The sequence below is a fragment of the Paraburkholderia gardini genome, from assembly GCF_907164545.1.
GTDB classification, from domain to species: domain Bacteria; phylum Pseudomonadota; class Gammaproteobacteria; order Burkholderiales; family Burkholderiaceae; genus Paraburkholderia; species Paraburkholderia gardini.
This window is the reverse complement of record NZ_CAJQZB010000014.1, coordinates 27,855-46,124: the sequence shown is the minus strand read 5'-3', so window position 1 is coordinate 46,124 and position 18,270 is coordinate 27,855. Positions and strand designations below refer to the sequence as shown.

The 18,270-nt window shown below is 63.2% G+C and carries 19 protein-coding genes; 7 read left to right on the top strand and 12 right to left on the bottom strand.

Annotation, left to right across the window (positions count from 1 at the left end):
* The first annotated feature begins 93 nt into the window (after positions 1-93).
* The 7 genes from LPA37_RS12180 to LPA37_RS12150 all read left to right on the top strand — a co-directional run bounded on the left by LPA37_RS12180 (position 94) and on the right by LPA37_RS12150 (position 6,732).
* Complete coding sequence (locus LPA37_RS12180; RefSeq protein ID WP_229012673.1) at positions 94-1,185, top strand: ABC transporter ATP-binding protein; 1,092 nt, start codon at positions 94-96, stop codon at positions 1,183-1,185.
* Between the two features lie 46 nt (positions 1,186-1,231).
* Positions 1,232-2,281: an ABC transporter substrate-binding protein gene (locus LPA37_RS12175; RefSeq protein WP_228978334.1), complete on the top strand. Its 1,050-nt coding sequence runs from the start codon at positions 1,232-1,234 to the stop codon at positions 2,279-2,281.
* 178 nt (positions 2,282-2,459) lie between these two features.
* Positions 2,460-3,722, top strand: coding sequence for an ABC transporter permease (locus LPA37_RS12170; RefSeq protein ID WP_228978496.1), 1,263 nt, complete (start codon positions 2,460-2,462; stop codon positions 3,720-3,722).
* A 19-nt stretch (positions 3,723-3,741) separates the two neighbouring features.
* Positions 3,742-4,578: an ABC transporter permease gene (locus LPA37_RS12165; RefSeq protein WP_228978498.1), complete on the top strand. Its 837-nt coding sequence runs from the start codon at positions 3,742-3,744 to the stop codon at positions 4,576-4,578.
* 292 nt (positions 4,579-4,870) lie between these two features.
* On the top strand, positions 4,871-5,635 hold the full coding sequence (locus tag LPA37_RS12160) for a hypothetical protein (RefSeq protein WP_229012672.1): 765 nt from the start codon (positions 4,871-4,873) through the stop codon (positions 5,633-5,635).
* Positions 5,636-5,741: 106 nt separating this feature from the next.
* The gene (locus tag LPA37_RS12155) at positions 5,742-6,371 is read left to right on the top strand and encodes a response regulator transcription factor (protein ID WP_228978337.1); all 630 of its coding nucleotides are present in this window, start codon (positions 5,742-5,744) and stop codon (positions 6,369-6,371) included.
* A gap of 4 nt (positions 6,372-6,375) precedes the next feature.
* Positions 6,376-6,732 carry an Hpt domain-containing protein gene (locus LPA37_RS12150; RefSeq protein ID WP_229012671.1) on the top strand — a complete coding sequence of 119 codons (357 nt, stop codon included), beginning with the start codon at positions 6,376-6,378 and terminating at the stop codon, positions 6,730-6,732.
* A gap of 39 nt (positions 6,733-6,771) precedes the next feature.
* On the opposite strand, the gene LPA37_RS12145 is transcribed toward LPA37_RS12150, so the two are convergent.
* The 12 genes from LPA37_RS12145 to LPA37_RS12090 are packed head-to-tail and all read right to left on the bottom strand — an operon-like array spanning position 6,772 to position 18,257.
* Positions 6,772-7,428 (bottom strand): lytic transglycosylase domain-containing protein, encoded by a 657-nt coding sequence (locus LPA37_RS12145; RefSeq protein ID WP_229012670.1) that lies wholly within the window; start codon positions 7,426-7,428, stop codon positions 6,772-6,774.
* A 26-nt stretch (positions 7,429-7,454) separates the two neighbouring features.
* Positions 7,455-8,225 carry a TadE/TadG family type IV pilus assembly protein gene (locus LPA37_RS12140; RefSeq protein WP_228978500.1) on the bottom strand — a complete coding sequence of 257 codons (771 nt, stop codon included), beginning with the start codon at positions 8,223-8,225 and terminating at the stop codon, positions 7,455-7,457.
* 47 nt (positions 8,226-8,272) lie between these two features.
* The gene (locus LPA37_RS12135) at positions 8,273-8,623 is read right to left on the bottom strand and encodes a DUF192 domain-containing protein (RefSeq protein ID WP_228978343.1); all 351 of its coding nucleotides are present in this window, start codon (positions 8,621-8,623) and stop codon (positions 8,273-8,275) included.
* Positions 8,620-9,501 carry a type II secretion system F family protein gene (locus LPA37_RS12130; protein WP_228978346.1) on the bottom strand — a complete coding sequence of 294 codons (882 nt, stop codon included), beginning with the start codon at positions 9,499-9,501 and terminating at the stop codon, positions 8,620-8,622. The genes LPA37_RS12135 and LPA37_RS12130 overlap by 4 nt, the downstream gene beginning before the upstream one ends.
* Positions 9,502-9,503: 2 nt before the next feature.
* Positions 9,504-10,352 (bottom strand): type II secretion system F family protein, encoded by an 849-nt coding sequence (locus LPA37_RS12125; RefSeq protein ID WP_228978348.1) that lies wholly within the window; start codon positions 10,350-10,352, stop codon positions 9,504-9,506.
* Positions 10,353-10,362: 10 nt separating this feature from the next.
* Positions 10,363-12,225 carry an ATPase, T2SS/T4P/T4SS family gene (locus tag LPA37_RS12120; RefSeq protein ID WP_228978350.1) on the bottom strand — a complete coding sequence of 621 codons (1,863 nt, stop codon included), beginning with the start codon at positions 12,223-12,225 and terminating at the stop codon, positions 10,363-10,365.
* Between the two features lie 23 nt (positions 12,226-12,248).
* Complete coding sequence (locus LPA37_RS12115; RefSeq protein WP_228978352.1) at positions 12,249-13,805, bottom strand: type II and III secretion system protein family protein; 1,557 nt, start codon at positions 13,803-13,805, stop codon at positions 12,249-12,251.
* A 20-nt stretch (positions 13,806-13,825) separates the two neighbouring features.
* A complete protein-coding gene (cpaB, locus tag LPA37_RS12110; RefSeq protein ID WP_228978355.1) occupies positions 13,826-14,920 on the bottom strand; it encodes a Flp pilus assembly protein CpaB in 1,095 nt (364 codons plus the stop codon).
* A gap of 23 nt (positions 14,921-14,943) precedes the next feature.
* Positions 14,944-15,132 (bottom strand): hypothetical protein, encoded by a 189-nt coding sequence (locus tag LPA37_RS12105; protein ID WP_228978356.1) that lies wholly within the window; start codon positions 15,130-15,132, stop codon positions 14,944-14,946.
* Position 15,133: 1 nt separating this feature from the next.
* The gene (locus LPA37_RS12100) at positions 15,134-15,847 is read right to left on the bottom strand and encodes a hypothetical protein (RefSeq protein ID WP_229012669.1); all 714 of its coding nucleotides are present in this window, start codon (positions 15,845-15,847) and stop codon (positions 15,134-15,136) included.
* A complete protein-coding gene (locus LPA37_RS12095) occupies positions 15,844-16,710 on the bottom strand; it encodes a type 1 periplasmic-binding domain-containing protein (RefSeq protein WP_229012668.1) in 867 nt (288 codons plus the stop codon). Before LPA37_RS12095 ends, LPA37_RS12100 begins: the two co-directional genes overlap by 4 nt.
* The gene (locus LPA37_RS12090) at positions 16,707-18,257 is read right to left on the bottom strand and encodes a pilus assembly protein TadG-related protein (protein WP_228978362.1); all 1,551 of its coding nucleotides are present in this window, start codon (positions 18,255-18,257) and stop codon (positions 16,707-16,709) included. The genes LPA37_RS12095 and LPA37_RS12090 overlap by 4 nt, the downstream gene beginning before the upstream one ends.
* Between the last annotated feature and the right edge of the window lie 13 nt (positions 18,258-18,270).

Sequence of the window (18,270 nt, the reverse complement as noted above, 5' to 3'; positions counted from 1 at the left end):
TGTAGAACCGGAACCGGCTATAGTGGATCACGCGATTCAATGCGATGGCCCCTTTCGGGGGAACCAGCGTGGATGGAGAAGGAGACGTAGACGATGAAAACCGAAGAAGTGATCGTCAGCTTTAGAGGCGTGCGCAAGACGTACGACGGTGAGACGCTCGTCGTCAAACAGCTCGACCTCGACATTTACCATGGCGAATTCCTGACGCTGCTCGGGCCATCCGGTTCCGGCAAGACCACCTGCCTGATGATGCTTGCCGGTTTCGAATTTCCGACCGGCGGCGAGATCTGGCTCGACGGCACGCTGCTCAATACCGTGCCGCCGCACAAGCGCAACATCGGCATGGTGTTTCAGAACTACGCGCTGTTCCCGCATCTGACGGTCGAGCAGAACGTCGCGTATCCGCTGACGGTGCGCAGGCTCTCCGCTGAAGAACGCGCCCACAAGGTCGACAACGCACTGAAGATGGTCCGCATGGACAGCTTCGCGAAGCGCTATCCGGCACAGCTGTCGGGCGGCCAGCAGCAGCGGATCGCGCTGGCGCGCGCGCTCGTATTCGAACCGAAGCTCGTGCTGATGGACGAGCCGCTCGGCGCGCTCGACAAGCAGCTGCGCGAACACATGCAGTACGAACTCAAATCGCTGCACGAAAAGCTCGGCGTGACGTTCGTCTACGTGACGCACGATCAGGGCGAAGCGCTGACGATGTCCGATCGCGTCGCGGTGTTCGACAAGGGCATCGTGCAGCAGCTCGATACCGTCGATCGTCTGTATGAATCGCCGTGCAACGAGTTCGTCGCGAACTTCATCGGCGATTCGAACAAGCTGCGCGGCACCATTGCGAACGTCGACGGCGAGTTCTGCGATTTCCATCTTGCCGACGGCACGCGCCTCAAGGGCCGCAATATCGGCGGCGCGAAAGCGGGTACGCCGGCGGTCGCCTGCATTCGCCCCGAACGCATGAAGCTGACGGGCGGCGCCGGGCGCAACGGTTCGAACGCGCTCGCGGGCGAAGCGCGCGGCCTCATCTATTTTGGCGACCACGTACGCATGCGGTGCGGGTTGCCTCAACAGGACGAGTGTTTCGTCAAGGTGCCGCTCGGCACTGAAATGCTCGACACCTTCGCGCCCGGTTCCCCGGTCGCACTTGAATTCGCGCCGGAGCATCTGCGCGTGTTCGCCTGAGTACGACAACAACCCTGACAGACCACCAGAAGAGAGAGGACACATCATGTTGAAGTTCGGGAAATCACGCTGTGCTGTCGCCGCCGGTGCGTTTGCACTGGCACTCGGTTCCGCGCAGGCCATGGCTGCTGAGCTGACGGTCGTCAACTTCGGCGGTGCCAACGGCGACGCGCAGAAAGTCGCGTTCAACGAGCCGTTCGAAGCGTCCACCGGCACGAAGGTCACGGCCGTCGAGTACAACGGCGAGCAGGCCAAGGTGAAGGCGATGGTCGAGGCGAAGCACGTGAACTGGGACGTCGTCGAAGTGGAATCGGGCGACCTCGGCCGTGCCTGCGACGAAGGCATGTACGAAAAGCTCGACTGGTCGAAGATCGCGAAGAAGTCGGACCTCGTGCCGGAATCGCCGCAAACGTGCGGCGTGGGCTTTTTCGTGTGGTCGACGGCGATGGCCTACAACGCCGACAAGCTGAAGACCGCCCCGGCCAGCTGGGCGGATTTCTGGAACGTGCAGAAATTCCCGGGCAAGCGCGGCATGCGCAAGGGCGCACGTTACAACCTCGAATTCGCGTTGATGGCTGACGGCGTCGCGCCGAAGGACGTCTACAAGGTGCTCGCCACGAAGGCGGGCCAGGACCGCGCGTTCAAGAAGCTCGACGAGCTGAAGCCGAACATCCAGTGGTGGGAAGCGGGCGCACAGCCGCCGCAGTTCCTCGTCGCCGGCGACGTGGTGATGACGACAGCCTACAACGGCCGGATCGACGCCGCGCAGCGCGAAGGCAAGAACCTGAAGGTCGTGTGGAACGGCAGCATCTATGACCTCGACTACTGGGCGATTCCGAAGGGCTCGCCGAACAGGGATCTGGCCGAGAAGTACATCGCGTACACGGTGTCGTCGAAGCCGCAGCAGGAATACGCGAAGCACATCGCGTACGGCCCGGTGAACGACGCCGCGATCAAGGCGCTCGACGCGAAGACGCTCGCGAATCTGCCGAACTCGCCGGCTAACGGCAAGAACGCCGTGCTGCAGGATGCGGGTTTCTGGACCGACCACGGTGACGAACTGGAGCAACGCTTCGCTTCGTGGGCCGCGAAGTAAGCGGGTAGTGGTAGCGGTGCGGTAAAGCCGCGATGGCTCCGCTTCGCCATGCGAAGCGGAGCCGCATCGAAAGATGGATCGCGGGGTCGTGATGTTGTGTGAGGCAGCATGACGCGCCTTTCGAAGCGACGCGGACAATACAGCAATAAAAACTTGCATGGAGACAGGTGTGACCACCATGACGATCACCGCCGATTCCACGCCGGAATCGTCGAACCGGCTGAAGCGCGAGCTGAGAGCCGCGGAAGCGAAAAAGCGCGCAATGGCGTTGTTGCTGATCGCGCCGCTGGCTATTTTCCTGTTGCTGATTTTCGTCGTGCCAATTGGCGCGTTGCTGACACGCGCGGTACAGAATCCGGAAATCGCCACCGCACTGCCGCACACCGTGAGCGTGCTTCATGACTGGGACCGCAAGTCGGTGCCGCCGGACGCCGCGTACGCCGCACTCGCCACCGACCTCACCGTGGTCGCGGACGGCGAATCGATGGGCGCGCTCGCACGCCGTCTGAACACGGAAATTCCCGGCTATCGCTCGATGGTCGCGAAGACCGCACGCGCGATGCCGCTCAACGATGACGCCGGCCACGCGCTCGCACCCGCGCAGGTTCACGCGAAACTCGTCGAGATCGACGCACGCTGGAACGATGTTGCGTACTGGCAGGCGATCGCCAAAAACGGCGGCCAGTATTCGCCGTTTTACGTGCTGGCCTCTCTCGACCATAAACAGGATGCGTTCGGTCACATCGAGCAGACCGATCCTGACCAGCAGATCTACCTTGCCGTATTCAGCCGCACGTTCGTGATCGGCGCGGCCGTCACGATTTTCACGTTGCTGCTCGGCTATCCGCTGGCGTACTGGATTTCCACGCTTTCCGAACGTCGCGCGAATCTCGTGATGATCCTCGTGCTGATCCCGTTCTGGACCTCGATCCTCGTGCGCGTAGCCGCATGGATCGTGATCCTGCAAAGCGAGGGGCTGATGAACAAGGCGCTCCTCGGCACCGGCCTGATCCATGCGCCGCTCGCGCTGCTGTTCAACCGCACCGGCGTCTATATTTCGATGACGCATATCCTGCTGCCGTTCATGATCCTGCCGCTTTACAGCGTGATGAAGTCGATTCCGCCGACGTACCAGCGCGCGGCGATTTCGCTCGGCAGTCATCCATTCGCCGCGTTCTGGCGCGTGTACGTGCCGCAGACGTATCCGGGCGTCGGCGCGGGCGCGCTGCTCGTGTTCATTCTCGCGATCGGCTACTACATCACACCCGCGCTGCTCGGCGGCCCGAACGACCAGATGGTCAGCTACTACGTCGCGTACTTCACGAACGTGACGATCAACTGGGGCATGGCGTGTGCGCTCGGCGGCCTGCTGCTCGCCGCGACGCTCGTGCTGTACGTGATCTACGGACGCCTCACGCGTTCCTCGTTGAGCCTCGGTTGAGCGTTCACGGAGACTCATGATGAAACTCGCGAAACCGCTCTTTGCGCCCCATACGTCGCTGGTCGAACGCATGTGGTACTTCACGCTGCGCGGCCTCGCCGTGCTGACGCTGCTGTATCTGATCATGCCCGTGCTGGCCATCGTGCCGCTGTCGTTCTCGTCGAGCACGTTCCTCGTGTATCCGATTCCGGGCTGGTCGCTGCGCTGGTACCAGAACCTGATCGCCTCCGACGAATGGCGCATGGCCGCGAAAAACAGCTTTATCGTCGCGCCCTCGGCCACGGTTCTCGCGACGGTCCTCGGCACCGTCGCCGCGATTGGCCTCACGAAGGCCAACTTCCGCGGCAAGGCGCTGCTGATGGCGATCCTGATTTCGCCGATGATCGTGCCGGTCGTGGTGGTCGGCGTCGGCATGTACCTGTTCTTCGCGCCGCTCGGGCTCGCGAACACGTATATCGGGCTGATCATGGCGCACGCTTCGCTCGGCGTGCCGTTCGTCGTGACGACGGTAGTCGCCACGTTGCAGGGTTTCAACTACAACCTCGTGCGCGCGAGCTTGTCGCTGGGCGCGAATCCGGTGAGGACGTTCTTCCGCATCACGTTGCCCGTCATCGCACCGGGCGTGATCTCGGGCGCGCTGTTCGCCTTCGCGACATCGTTCGATGAAGTGGTTGTCACGCTGTTCCTCGCGGGCGCGGACCAGACCACGCTGCCGCGTCAGATGTTCACCGGCATCCGCGAAAACATCAGCCCGACGATCGCCGCGCTCGCGACGATCCTCATCATTTTCTCGACCTGTCTGCTGCTCGCGCTCGAATGGCTGCGCGGCCGCAACGCGGCACGCGCTATCGCCTGACCGGGCACGCGTCGCCGTGTCGTCGCGTCAGGCGGCACGGCCGCGAGCGCCCGTCCGGGCGCAACGTTCATCAACGTTCATTCGCGCGCCATGTTTTGACGACGGATCGCGCGGGGCGGGATCTGGACCGGCGCTTTAAACTCGCGACACCACTTGCACGGTTTCGTGCCCGGCGAATGCCGTTTGCGGAAACATCCGCCGATGAGTGCGGAAAATTCCGCACCCTTGCGCGGACCTTCCCATCTATCCTCCTGCGGTTCTTCGTCAAATACCTCCCTCATTGCGGTTCGTCATGAAACTCCCGTTCACGATGCTTGCGTGCGCATGGCTGCTTGCTGGATGCGCTGATCCGGCCGCGCGGGCGCGACTCGGCATTCAGGATTCCGCTATCACGCAAACTGGCTTCGGCGCGACACAGGATGCCGCCGCGGGCGCGCCTGACCGTCAGTGGATCGATACGTACGCGCCGGTCACGAATCGTCGTGCGGCGCTCGCCGGCGTGCAGCACAAGCTCGACGGCATCGTCGGTGACGACTACTTTCACGCGAAGGCGCAATGCTGGATCGAAGCTGGCCGTGAGGCGTTCGAAGCGGGCGATCAATGGGGTTTTGTCGAAGAAACGATCGGCGCCGCCGTCCTGTACGCGAGCATGGAGCGGGGCGCCGCGATGCCGGCCGGGCGACCCGCGATGCGAACCGTCGTGACGGTGCGTCTGGATCTGTGGGCGATCGTCGACGTAGTGCGGCGCGATCCGGCGTTTGCCTCGTGTCCGGATGCCGCCGCGCCGCTCGCGTGCGCGGAGGTCGCGTTGATGCACGCGGGTCATGATGCATGGCGTCGCAGCTTCGGCGAGGCCGAGGCGCGCGTGGCGACTGCGGAGAACCTGTTGCGCACGTCGGCCAGGACCACGCTCGCGTGTTCGACGCAACACAGCAGCGCACCGGCGTCGCCGGCGCAAGCGCAAGACGTGGTCGATGCCGAGTCTGTCAAACACCCGGCCGCTCCGAATGCCAGGCACCGCGGACAGCGCAGGCCAGGTTTTCAGGAGGGTAAATGAATCCGCTGCTGTACCATCTCACGGCTTTTTTTAGCGGACGCATTCCGGGCTTCACGTTTTGCTGTACCGGTGCCGAACGACGCCGCGTTCATCGAGGGAATTACGGTTGGCTACTATCCTGATCGTCGACGATCATCCTGCATTCCGGTTCGTGATCAAGACTCATGCGTTGCAAATTCCCGGCGTCGCCGAAGTGCTCGAAGCGGACAACGGACAGGATGCCATCGACATGGTCCGGCGGCACGCACCCGATCTCGTCGTGCTCGATCTCGACATTCCGCGCATCAGCGGCCTCGATGTCGTTTCGAGGCTGCAGCTCATTCGTCCCGGGATTCGTGTGCTCGTGCTGTCCGCCGGGGACCCCGAGACATTCGCGCCGCGCGCGATGCGCGCCGGCGCACGCGGTTTCGTCAGCAAATCGCTGGACCTGAACGGCATCGGACGTCATATCGAATCGGTCCTCGGAGGCTACACCGCGTTCCCCGCGCGGCATCATACCGGTGCACGCACAGGCACCCAGACGATGACCGATGAAGAAAGGCTTGCGCTGCTATCCGACAAGGAACTCGCCATCCTGCGGATGCTCGCGAGAGGTCTGTCGAATAAAACCATCGGCGAGGTGCTGTTCATCAGCAACAAGACAGTCAGTAGCCACAAGGTTCGCATCATGAAGAAAGTCAGCGTCAAGACGCTCGTCGAGCTGGTCGATTTCGCCCGGCGTTGCCGCATTGCGTGAAGACATGGATCGACACGCGCTCGCAAGGAAAGTCCACGAACTGGCCGCTGGCGACGTCGCTGTTGCTCGCGAACTCGTCCGTATCCTGACCGACACGAATTGCACGACGCTAGCGACGTTGCGCGAAGCGTTGCATACCGGTTCGTGGAGCGAGGCGGCAAGCGCCGCACACCGGATCAATGGTTCCGCGCGACTGATCGGTTTCAGGAAACTCGTCGAGCAGACGTCGCAGATGGAATTCGCGGCCGCGGCAGGAGACGCGGCGCGCGCAGCCGTGCTCTTCGCGAGCGTGGAGCACGAGGTCGAAAGAATGGATACGTGGCTTGCGAATCTGCCCCGTGCAGATCGCTCACGCGTTTGACATTACCGTTTTGCAAACCGGTGCCTGAAATCTCTCGCGTCAATCGCTCTGCTGGACACCGCCACGCCGCACCAGCAAAAAGCGGCCTTGCGGTTCTTCGACGCTCCGGTAACGCTGATACCGGTCGATGACACGCGGCACATAGGCAAGCGTTTCCGCGAAGGGTGGAATCTGGCGACCGTATTTCCGCACAGCGGTTTCGCCCGCGTTATACGCTGCCAGCGCGAGCGGCAGATCGCCGAACTGCCGCAATAGCTGGGCCAGATAGCGCGCTCCAGCGGCGATATTCTGCTTCGGATCGAAGACGTTCAGCACGCCGTGTCGCGCGGCGGTCGAAGGCATCAGTTGCATCAATCCGCTTGCACCTTTCGGCGAAACCGCCTGTGCGTTACCGCCGGATTCGACGTCGATCACCGCCATCAGCAGCGCTGGATCGATGCCGGTGGTGTAAGCCGCTTCGTTGATCAGCGGCGCGAGCGCCATGATGCGCGAATCCCGCGCCGCGACAGAGGGCAACTGCCGGTTCGCAGGCTCGACGACAACAGCGAGCGGGCTTGTGTCAGGACTGCGATCGTCGTTGTGGCTCAAACCGCCTGCGATCACAACCACGTCCGAAGCCTGCGCGGAACGCGGCATGCCGGTCGCGCCCGCAATGAGTACGACCCACACGAGCAACCCACTTCGAACACGACACATGCTGTTGCACGTCGACCGCGGCGTCTTCATGGTCGGGGTGCGCTGCGTGCTGCGGTCGCATCGTTTGCAGCGGAGGGGCGATAGCTGGACTGCATCCGCACGAGCGCCTCGGACTCCAGCGCCAGCGGCCATTTTCCCGTCGCGATGCCGTCCGCGAGCTTTACCCTGCACCACGTGTCCGGCTGTTGCGGATCGCCATACGGGTCTTCACCGCCGTCGGCCGGTTCGCGCGGCAGGATGCCGTCGGGGCCGATATTGCCGATCACGTTCGCCGCGTAATACAGGACCTTGTTCACCAGCGGTACGTACATGTCGTAGCAATAATGGACGCGGATCTTCAGCAGGTTCGCGTCCTGAATGTTCACGCCCGAGCGCGGACCTGTCACGGTATTGCGATAGATCAGCGTGTCGTTCGGAATCTCGGCGACGGCCGTGCCTTGCGTGGCAAACGAGGTCGCCGGCGCGAAATCGCTAACCATGTCGGCAGTCGGACTGACGATCGTGATGTGGCTTGCCGTCATGACGTCGGTTTGTGCGTTCAGCAGCGCGGCCTGCGCGCCGTCGGCGCTGGCGTGGCGCGCGTAAAGCGGCGCAAGGCCGCGCGCAAGGCCATCCTGCATCGCCGTCATCGACCCGTGCGTGACGGCGCCTTCACGGGCGGCTTCGAGCGTCGCTGCATCGAGCGTGGACTTCGCCTGATACAGCAGGGCGAACTGCACGGTCGCGAGACAAAAGAACAGCAGCAACGGTGCGATGACGAGAAACTCGGTCATCGACTGGCCGTGCTGATGGCGCATCAGGCGGACGCGGGCCGCGCGTGCGCGCGGCGGGAAGGAAAGCGGGTTCAAAGGAGAGCCTCGAAAGCAAACACGTCGCCGGTTTTGATCGCTTGTCCGTGCGCGGTGCCTGCCGGCATTTCAAGCGTTTGCGTCGCGTGGAAATTAAAGAGCAGGCGCCGCGCCGGCGTGTCGGCGTGGAGCGCCACAAGCCGGCCGTGGCGGTCGAGAAACAGCACGTCGATCGCGAAGCGCATGCCGAACGTGTGCACCGAGCGGCACGGACACAGCAGCAACGCTTCGTCGCGCGCGAGACCGTCGCGGCCCAGCAGGCCGCGCATGCGCTCTAGCGGCGTGTCTGCGATCGATACGCGGATGCCCATATCCACACCGGCCCTCGTCAGTTGAGCCTTCTTCACAACATGCCTGCTTGTACGAATTTCATGACGATTGGAAATCCGAGCACGATGAACGTGACCGGAAAAATGAAGAAGAGCAGCGGAAATATCAGCTTCACGGGCGCTTCCATTGCCTGCTTTTCCGCGCGCTGAAAGCGCTCCGAGCGGCGCTGTTCAGACTGGAAACGCAATGTTTTCGCGAGACCGGAACCCATGCGCTCGGCCTGCACGATGGCGCCGACCAGGTTCGATACTTCCTTGATGCGCTGCCGGTCCTCGAAACGCCGCAGCGCTTCGGTACGGCTCAGCCCGGACTTGAGATCGCGCAGCACGTGTTCGAATTCGCGACGCAGCGGGCCATCGGGACCTTTCTCGACCGCCTTCTGGATCGCGCCATTGACGTTCAGGCCCGCTTCGACGGCGAGCGTCAGAAAGTCCAGGTAGATCGGCAGATGTCGCAGGATCTGCGAGACGCGGCGTTTGCGCAGATCCTTGATCCACACACGCGGGTAGAAGAAGGCGAGCACCACGACGCCAGCCAGAACCCAGACGGAAAACGCGTGCAGCGCCAGCATCAACAGCAGCGCAGCCAGCGTGGCGAGTACCGAGGAGAGCAGCGACAACGCAAGAAACTGCCGCGCGCTCATCAGAAACAGCAGCGATGAAATCCGCAGTTGCGCTTCGATTCTTGCGACGTGCCGGTCGCTAAAGAATGCGCCGAAGTGATGGTCGACAAAATTGACGACGGGCCACAACAGCCGGAGCGGTTTGGGCAAGGGATCAAGCCATGTACGGTCTTCGTCGGGTACTGCCTGGGTGAGACCCGACACGGAGCGAAAGGCGAGGAATGCGACGATCACCGCGCCGCAACTGACCAGAAATGCAATGAAGAGCAGCATGGTTAGACGTCGATACGGGTGATGGCCGAAATGGACTTGTAGCCGAGAAACTCCATCACGGCGATCACGCCGAGCGTGGCCCAGCCGACGGGCTCGCCAAAGAGCGGCGCCATCGCGGTGGGCTCCATGAAGCGCAGCACGAGCATCAGAAGCAGCGGAAGACACGTCATGACGATGCCCTGCATGCGCCCCTGTGAAGTCAGTGCGCGGATCTTGCCTTCCATCTGCAGCTTTTCGCGCAGCGTGCGCGCAACCGATTCGAGCGCCTCGGCGAGATTGCCGCCCACTTCTCGCGCGATCGTGATGGCCGCCGTCACCATCATGAAGTCGGGAATCGGGATGCGCTTTTCGACGTTGCGCATCGCCACGTCGAGATCGATGCCAAGACGGATTTCGCGCATCAGCAGGTCGAATTCCTCGGAGATGGGCGGCGTCGATTCATGGACCACGCTTTCGAGTGCGACCGGAAAACTTGCACCAGCACGCAACGCGCCCGCAAGCATCAGGAGTGCGTCAGGCAACTGCTTTTCGAGCGCGACGATACGCTTTGCGCGCATGCGTGCCATGACCTTTTTCGGGAGCGTCAACGCAAGCGGCAATGCGACGCTGCCCACCAGCAGACTACCGCTTAGCAGAAACGTCACGACAGGCAGCGCGACCATTGCAATCATGGTCCACGTCGCGACTTTCTGCCGGTTCACGAACACGAACGCATCGGCGAGCTGCTGTTCCAGTTCGCTTGCCATATGTTGCGAGCGCGCGGCCAGCGCGGTTTTTCCGCTGCGCGCGATCAGCCAGATCACGGCCAGGATGCCGGTGAAGACGAGCGCGAGAATAAGTGCGAGGGTCATGGTCGCGAGGCTAGTCCGTACGCGTGAAAATGTCGGTATTCACGGGGATACGGCGGCGGATCAGATCCTGATAGAAGTCGGGAATATAGGCGGTCGAAACGAACTCGCCCTGGATGCGTCCATCGATACCGAAGCCTTCTTCCTTGAAGATGAATACGTCCTGCAACTGGATCACGCCGGATTCCATGCCGTTCACTTCGGTCACGTGCGTGACGCGTCGCGAGCCGCACGAAAAGCGGCTTTGCTGGACGATGATGTCGACGGCCGAGCAGATCTGTTCGCGGATCGCCTGCGCAGGCAGATCAAGGCCCGCCATCAGGGTCATCACCTCAAGGCGCGCGATGCAGTCGCGCGGCGCGTTCGCGTGGGTCGTGGTGAGTGAGCCGTCGTGACCCGTGTTCATCGCCTGCAGCATGTCGAGCGCTTCGCCGCCGCGACATTCGCCTACCACGATCCGGTCGGGACGCATCCGCAGGCAGTTTTTCACGAGATCGCGAATCGGGATCGCGCCTTTGCCTTCCATGTTCGCGGGCCGTGCTTCGAGCGACACGAGATTCGGCTGCGAGAGCTGCAGCTCGGCGGCGTCTTCGACGGTCACGATGCGTTCGTCGTCAGGGATGTAGCCCGATAGCACGTTGAGCAGCGTCGTTTTGCCGGAGCCCGTGCCGCCGGAAATGACGATGTTCGCGCGCTGCTCGACGGCGGTTCGCAGAAACTCCAGCATATCCGGCGACATCGAGCCGTACTGGATCAGGTCCTCGCCGGTGAGCTTGCGCTTCGAGAATTTACGGATCGTGATGCTCGGGCCCTTGAGTGAGAGCGGCGGAATGACTGCATTCACGCGTGACCCATCGGGCAGGCGTGCATCGACCATTGGCGAGCTTTCGTCGATACGCCGGCCGATCGGCGCGACGATCCGCTCGATTGCACCGATCACCGCACGATCGTCGGTGAAGACAACCGGGGAACGCGTGAGACGCCCGTGTTGTTCGACGAATACCTCGTCATGACAATTGACCATGATTTCCGACACGCTTGCATCCGCAAGCAGTTCTTCGAGCGGACCAAGCCCGATGATTTCGTCGAACACGCTTTTCTTCAACACCTCGAGCGGAATGTCCGGCGAGCGCAGGCTGGTATCGTGGCCGAGGATGTCGTCGAGCGTGGCGTTGACAGTGCGGCGCAGTTCGTCGTCTTCCATGCGCGAGACGTTAAGGCGACGCAGATCGAGCGTCGCGATGACCTTCATATGCGCGCGCTTTCGCAGTTCAATGCCGTTCGGGCTGTTGATCGGCGAAACTTCGAGTGCCGGCGCCGCGGATCTTTTCGTACGCGAAAACTGCGTGCGTGGGGGTTCCGACGGTTTTGTCAGCGAAGGCGGTTGGGTAGCGAGCGACGCGGGGCGGGCAGATTCGCTGACGGGTATTGGCCGTTCGATGCTCGCAGGCGTTGTCGGCGGCGAGGCGTGAACAGGAAGAGCGTGTACGGGCGCCGTGTTTTCCACTCGCGCCACGAAGGCCAGCGGTGTTGCTTCTTCGGGCGCGGGCGCGGCAACCGTCGTCACGGCAACTGCCGGCGATGCAGCGGGTGCCGCGACGATTCGAAGTACCGTCGTGCCGATTTCGATCTGGTCGGTATCCAGTAGCGGCCCGTAGCGCGTGACGGGCGATCCATTGACGAGCGTCGCGAGAATGCCGCCCTGGTCCTCGATGTACCACGCGTTGTGTTCCCTGATAACGCGTGCGTGCAGCTTGCCGATCAGCATGCCCTTGAGAACGATGTCGCATGCCGGGTCCTTGCCGATCGAGCAGCCGCTGTCGGTCTGAAATGTCCGTGCCGGTGCGTTACGCGGCTGCACGTGAAGATGGATCATGAGGTGCGTTGTCCGTGAAGTGATCAGCGCGTAGCGCCCTGGGATACCGGAGGCGCATCAAGCATGCGGATAGCTTCAGCGAGTCCGATCGGGTTCGAAGCGGGCGGAAGGTTCGGCACTGGCGCCGGCGTCAAAACAATCTGCGGCGCAGCAGCCTGCCGCGGCGCGTTGCGCACCGGCGCAGGCGGCAGTGCGGGCGTGGGCGCAACCGGTTGTCGCGGTGCTGGAGGCGCGCCTTCTGCCTGAACGGGCGCAAGCGGGCTCGGATCGCCATAGCGATCGCGGAAGCGCTGATCGAAACGATCCGCGCGCGCGAGCATGTCCGTATTCGGCGACAGGGATGGATCGGAAATCAGCGGCGTCACGAAGATCACCAGGTCGCTCTTCTTCGAACGGAAGGCGTCTGAGCGGAACAGTCTGCCGATGATCGGCAACTGGCCGAGAAACGGCATGCCGTTCGTCGAGTCGAGTGCATCCGAGCTCACGAGCCCGGAGATCGCGAGTGTTTCGCCGGCACGCAGCGAGATATCGGAGGTCGTCTTGCGCGTCAGGAAGCCCGGAAAACCGCCGTACGAAACCGAAGGGTCGATCTGGCTGATTTCGGTTTCGAGGCTCGCCGAAATGATGTTGTTCGCGTCCACCACCGGCTTGATGTTCAGCTTGATACCGTACGGTTTGTAGTCGACATCCGTTGTGCCGAGCGCGCCGGCCTTCGGCACCGGTACTTCGCCGCCGGCGAGAAACGTCGCGACGCCACCGCTCTTCGTGTTCAGTTCGGGCGTCGCAAGAATATAGGCGTCGCCGTTGTTGATCGCGAAGTTGATCTTCGACGTGATGTTCGACGCGATGCCCGCAAGGAAGAAGTTCGTCGCGCCGGTTGCCGCCGCAGCCGCGCCGCCTGTGCCGAACAGCGCCTGACCGCCGACCTGCGGTCCATTGAACTGGCTGTCCCACGCGATGCCGAGACTCTCCTGGCCGGTGCGCGTCATTTCCATGATCTGCACCTTGAAGTGGATCGTCTTTTTCAGCGCGTCGCCTTCGTCGACCGTGGTCGTGTTGATGACGTTGCTGAGATCGGCGGTCGCGGACTGGATCACCGGCACCATGTCGCGGTGCACGACACCCGAGAGCACGATGTTCGGTCCAACCGGCTGAATGCGCAGGCCGGAAACGGATTGCAGCACGCGACGCAACTGCTCGACAGACGCGTTCACCTCGCCTTTGCCGACGCGCACCATGGTTTGCAGCGCGATGCCCTTTTCATTCCACACGACGAGCGACGTCACGCCGGCGCTTTCGGCGAGCAGCATGAGCCGTCCATCGACAACGCTCGCGCTCACGATCTTGCCGTTGCCGATCGCGATCCGTTTGATCGTGCCGGGCAGACGCATCACGTGTACTTCGCCGCGAAAAAGTTCGAGCACGCTCGTGTTGCTGCTCTCGCTGGTTGCATCGCTGTTGAGCGACGTATCGACGCGCTGCGCGAGCGCGACCGGTGCTGCTTCGCACAGGATGACGCCGGCAATCAGCAAAGGGATAACGCGACGACGGAACATCGTCGAACGATGGGGGACTTTCATTCTGAACCTGCTGTGTGCTTTCAGTTGCGATCCGACGTCGTGCGCGTATCGAGTTTCTGGAGTTGTTGAGCGATCGCGTTCGCCTGTTCGTAGGCGCCCGGTCGAGGTGCGCCTGATAGCGGATTGTCCGGAGCCGATGCAACCGGATTGCGGGCTCGCGGCGATGCACCCGCTGCGGCCGGCGCCGCGTCCGATGGCCCGCCGGGCACCCGCGTCGTCGCCGTCGATCCGCCACCCGTGATGATTTCGACGAGCGATGTGTTACCGCCGCCACTGCCGGCATTCGCAAACAGTTTGTCTTCCGTGAGCTTCTGGGGCACGTCCGGCGTGGCGTCGTCGGCGTTCTTCAGGATCAGGCGCAACGAACCGACCTTCTGCGCGAGCACGATGCGCGGCGCGTCCGCGATGGGCACCTGCACGGTGACCGTGCTGTAGTTGTCGACGGATTGCGGATTGCCTGCGCGTTCCATCGCCTCGCCGGCGTCACGTGGGCGGATGTCCTGACCGGTCGCGAGAATCAGCACGTTCGGCATCAGCAGACGAATCGCCTTGCCGTCACCGGATTGAACGGACGTGCTGGACAAACCCGATTGAACGGCGACAGGTTGTGGGTCCGGATTCTTGCCGACCCAGTACAGATCGACGCGATTGCCGGGTCTCACCATTGTCGCGGTGGAGTTCACCGTGTCGATTTCCAGCGTCAACGCACGCTGGCCCGCGGGCAGGATGTCGGCGAAATCGCGGCCGCGCAGCGCGTCGATATCGCCGGCGCGCAGTGGACGTCCGCGTCGCACGGCCTTCACGAGATGTGAGGTCCGGTACGTGTCGAAGTCGGCGACGCGGATCATGTCGTCGTAGACGAGGTCCGCCGCGACTTCACGCGCGACGAAATCGCCGCTCGAAAGCGGTGTGCCGACCGGCACGTCGCGGCGCGGCACGACGACTTCGACGCCTGCGCGCTGCTGATGCCCCGCGGCCTCAGCCTTGATGCGCATTTCGCGATCGTTCAGGTAGCGATAGAGCACGAACGTGAGGCCGCCCGCGACCAGTACGGCGCAGAAAAAAAGCACCCACGCGTTGCCGAGGAGCGAGCGAATCTTGATTCTTTTGAACATGGCGAATGAGTGAACCCTGACGTTCAGGGAAGCGAGAGGGCGAAGCTGTAGGCGCTGAACAGCGACCTGAACGCTGCGGTGAGTGTGTCGATCGGCGACAGAGGCATATCGCCCGCGACGAGCAGCGCCGACACGATGCATGCCGTGACGACGACGTATTCGACGCTCGCCTGGCCACGCTGATCGCGGACTGGATGCACGGGGTGTTTCATGTCAACGATTCCTTGTTGCGTTGATGACGGCTTCGGTTTGTCCGTTGCGCGCGGTGAAAATCGCATCGAGCCGGTCGTTGCCGCGCTGCATCGCGAGCGCGCTACCCAGCACGCGCCCTGATCCGTCGAGCTGAAACGCGGGCGCCTGCGCAACCGTCGACCAGCCTCGCTGTGCGAGCTGACTCGCATAGCGGCGTGCGTTGTCGCTGGCGTTGCCGGACATCTGGATGAGCCAGGTCCGTCCTGCCTGACCAGGATCGCGGCTTTCGACATCGCTGATCGTTGTACCTTCAGGCAACGGGATCGCCGAACCGGCAATCGCGTGCGACGCTTTCTGCTCGCTGATCTGCATGATGCTCAGCGTGCCTTTCGTGGGCGCACCCTCCTGCGCATTGGGGATCGTGAGCACGTAAAGGCACGCGTCGTCGAGTGCGCTCAGCACGAGTCCGTCCGGTCCGCGTACGCCTTTTGCAGGAACGTCCTCCTGCGTCCAGAATTCGCGGAATGCGCTGGACACATCGTCGGCCGTTCCGGCGAAGTCCAGCGTGCGGACCGAGGTCGGCACACCGTTGACGAGCATGTCGAGACCGATCGCCTGGACGCGTTCCGCCTTGACGGGTTGTTTGTCGCAGGCGGCGTGCGCATTGCCGGCATGCACCAGCAGTGCTGCACAGGTCAACGCCACAGCACGAAGAACCGGATGGATCATCGTCATGGCGAGAGACGGTCGGCAGGAACCACGTCACGTTCGATACGGCCGAACTGCAGCGTGTCGATTTCGGGCGCGTACTTTTTCAGGCCCATATACAGCGATGGACTGACGAGGCTTGCATTCGCCGCAGGCGTGGCCGCGGTGAAGAGATGCTCGCCTTTCGCCGCGCCTTCGGAGAGCCACGTGTTGGCGAGCACCACGTTCGTATCGCTGAACGTCAGGCCGCCGAAGCCCGGCCAGATATTCCTGAGTGCGTCGCTATCTTTCGCGATCGATACGCTGAGCGTACCCGTCTGCAGATTGCGCGTGGCCAGATTCATCGATGCATTGAACGTGCCGCTACCCGACGTCGACATCGAGCCGAACGGTTCCGCGCTGTACTGCGCGAGATTCGCCGCCGGGCTTTCGCCACGATTGCTGCTGACGACGACGTCATCGGTTGCGCCGAGAAACGCGTGGCCGCCATGGTCTTCCCACATGGCCGGCGCGACAGCGGGCAGCCGGTTGTTCAACCGGTCGTCGCCCGCGATCGGCGCGCCGTTTTGCGCGAGCATGCGCTGGATGACTTCGCGTTGCAGTTCGATGTCGCTCTTGGCGGGTTGCTGCGAGCCGGAACCGTACTGGCTGTACCAGTCGTCGTCACCGGATGTCGCCGGCGACGAATCCATCGTCGCGCCGTTGCCCCAGACCGTGCGTTCCCACGCGACATAGCGCGCGCCCATCAGTGTCTTGTTGCGCACGTCGTTGAACTTGCCGAGCGTCGCGACGGCGAGAAGCAGTACGCCCATGACGAGCGCAGTGGCGACCAGAAACTCGGTCATCGCCTGGCCGTGCTGCTGCGGCCGTCGGAAGTGTGTGCATTTCATGGCTGGACCGCCTCGCTTGCCGGGATCTGCGCGGTGCGCGCGGCGTCCCGTTCGGCGTCGCTGGTGGGCGCGAGCGTGGCCTGCCAGTACGGGCTGAACGTGTCGGGGAATTCGGTCTTGCCGTCCGCGCGCAGCCAGTCTTTCGCGTGAAGCAGGGCGCCGCTGATCGTCGCGTCCAGCGCGCCCGGGTTGGGGCGCACGAAATACGCGTTCGCGCTGGCGAGCGCGCGCATCACGCCGCCTGCGTCGGCAGGCGTCACGGCCATCCGGCCGCCGCCTTGCAGACCCTGCGTTTTGACGCGGGTCTCGCTTGCGCGCTCGACTTCGATCGTGATGCGCGGTGCCGCGCTGGTCACCGGCGCGCCGTTGATGTCCTGGTACGGCAGCAGCCCGCCATTCGAGAGATCGAGCGATGTGCCGGGGCCGTCGCCGATTTTTTGCGCGAGGCCCTCGGATACGCCGAGGCCCGGTGTGCCGGTCGTGTGATCGCCGAAGTTGTAATAGCCGCCATAGCCCTGCCAGTCGGACCATGCGACGAAAGGCGGCGACTTCAGATAGCTTTCGACACCCTGCACCCGCACGTCGCCGTTTACGCTGCCTCCGGTTCCCGCGATAACGGGCAACGTCATGTCGAGGCAACTGACGTAGACGGACGCCATCGTCGCATCGATCGCCTCCCAGCCTTTCTTGTCCTGACGCAATTGCGTGCCGCCGTTGTGAAACGCACGCACGCTCACGGTCGCGTTGGGGCTGAAGCGGCATCTGGTACCGCCCGAGTCGTCGAGTTCCTGGTATTGCGGGCCTGTACTGCGCGTCGCGGAACGGTCTTTCAGGAAGGCATCGAGTGTGTCGGCATCGGTGACGACATCGGCGAAATGATCCGCGCCCGACGAGCCTGCGGGCGTCACGATCTGCGTGTAGTTCGTCCACGCGGCGAGCTGCGTCGCGTTGCGCGCGCTTGTGAAATAGCCGGCCGTCACGTGCGTGTCGGGCTGGTTCTGCTGCGCGACGGCGTCCGCCGTTTGCGGCGCGGTGACGAGCGTGGCGGCGTGATAGTTGAGCTGCGCGTCGCTGAGCGCGCGCGTGATGCGGCCAATACCGCTGGCTACTGTGGGCAGCAGCGCGTCGAGCGTCGCGCGTACCGGTGCGATCTCGGCGTGTCCGGCCTGCTTGGGCGTTTGCCAGAGCACGGGATGATCGGCGTAGACATTAACCGTGTCATCGACCCCAGACGGTCCGTACGTCGCCTCCAGGTCGTCGATCCACGATTTCAGCGCACCGGCCTGGGCGGCGGTGACCTGGTTGGCGACCATTGCGCGATTCGTGTACGCGGCGAAGTTGTAGTCGCGCGCCTGCAGCACTGCGGCGCTGTACGCAGCGGCGTCGGCGGTGTTCTGCAGCTTGATGCGGGCGCTTGTCATCTGAAAGGAATTGAAGGCGACAAAGAGGCCAATGCCGCCGACCAGAAGAAAAATCAGGGCAGAGACCAGCGCCTGCCCGCTGGCGCCGGCGACCCTGGCCCTGCCCGTGCGGGCAGAGCGGTTCATGGTGGGTTGCAGA

Excerpts from the sequence above, each read along its gene's own strand:
- LPA37_RS12180 (WP_229012673.1), top strand. The coding sequence starts at position 94 with ATGAAAACCGAAGAAGTGATCGTCAGCTTTAGAGGCGTGCGCAAGACG.
- LPA37_RS12175 (WP_228978334.1), top strand. The coding sequence starts at position 1,232 with ATGTTGAAGTTCGGGAAATCACGCTGTGCTGTCGCCGCCGGTGCGTTT.
- LPA37_RS12170 (WP_228978496.1), top strand. The coding sequence starts at position 2,460 with ATGACGATCACCGCCGATTCCACGCCGGAATCGTCGAACCGGCTGAAG.
- LPA37_RS12165 (WP_228978498.1), top strand. The coding sequence starts at position 3,742 with ATGAAACTCGCGAAACCGCTCTTTGCGCCCCATACGTCGCTGGTCGAA.
- LPA37_RS12160 (WP_229012672.1), top strand. The coding sequence starts at position 4,871 with ATGAAACTCCCGTTCACGATGCTTGCGTGCGCATGGCTGCTTGCTGGA.
- LPA37_RS12150 (WP_229012671.1), top strand. The coding sequence starts at position 6,376 with ATGGATCGACACGCGCTCGCAAGGAAAGTCCACGAACTGGCCGCTGGC.
- LPA37_RS12145 (WP_229012670.1), bottom strand. The coding sequence starts at position 7,428 with ATGTGTCGTGTTCGAAGTGGGTTGCTCGTGTGGGTCGTACTCATTGCG.
- LPA37_RS12140 (WP_228978500.1), bottom strand. The coding sequence starts at position 8,225 with ATGCGCCATCAGCACGGCCAGTCGATGACCGAGTTTCTCGTCATCGCA.
- LPA37_RS12130 (WP_228978346.1), bottom strand. The coding sequence starts at position 9,501 with ATGCTGCTCTTCATTGCATTTCTGGTCAGTTGCGGCGCGGTGATCGTC.
- LPA37_RS12125 (WP_228978348.1), bottom strand. The coding sequence starts at position 10,352 with ATGACCCTCGCACTTATTCTCGCGCTCGTCTTCACCGGCATCCTGGCC.
- LPA37_RS12120 (WP_228978350.1), bottom strand. The coding sequence starts at position 12,225 with ATGATCCATCTTCACGTGCAGCCGCGTAACGCACCGGCACGGACATTT.
- LPA37_RS12115 (WP_228978352.1), bottom strand. The coding sequence starts at position 13,805 with ATGAAAGTCCCCCATCGTTCGACGATGTTCCGTCGTCGCGTTATCCCT.
- cpaB (WP_228978355.1), bottom strand. The coding sequence starts at position 14,920 with ATGTTCAAAAGAATCAAGATTCGCTCGCTCCTCGGCAACGCGTGGGTG.
- LPA37_RS12105 (WP_228978356.1), bottom strand. The coding sequence starts at position 15,132 with ATGAAACACCCCGTGCATCCAGTCCGCGATCAGCGTGGCCAGGCGAGC.
- LPA37_RS12100 (WP_229012669.1), bottom strand. The coding sequence starts at position 15,847 with ATGACGATGATCCATCCGGTTCTTCGTGCTGTGGCGTTGACCTGTGCA.
- LPA37_RS12095 (WP_229012668.1), bottom strand. The coding sequence starts at position 16,710 with ATGAAATGCACACACTTCCGACGGCCGCAGCAGCACGGCCAGGCGATG.
- LPA37_RS12090 (WP_228978362.1), bottom strand. The coding sequence starts at position 18,257 with ATGAACCGCTCTGCCCGCACGGGCAGGGCCAGGGTCGCCGGCGCCAGC.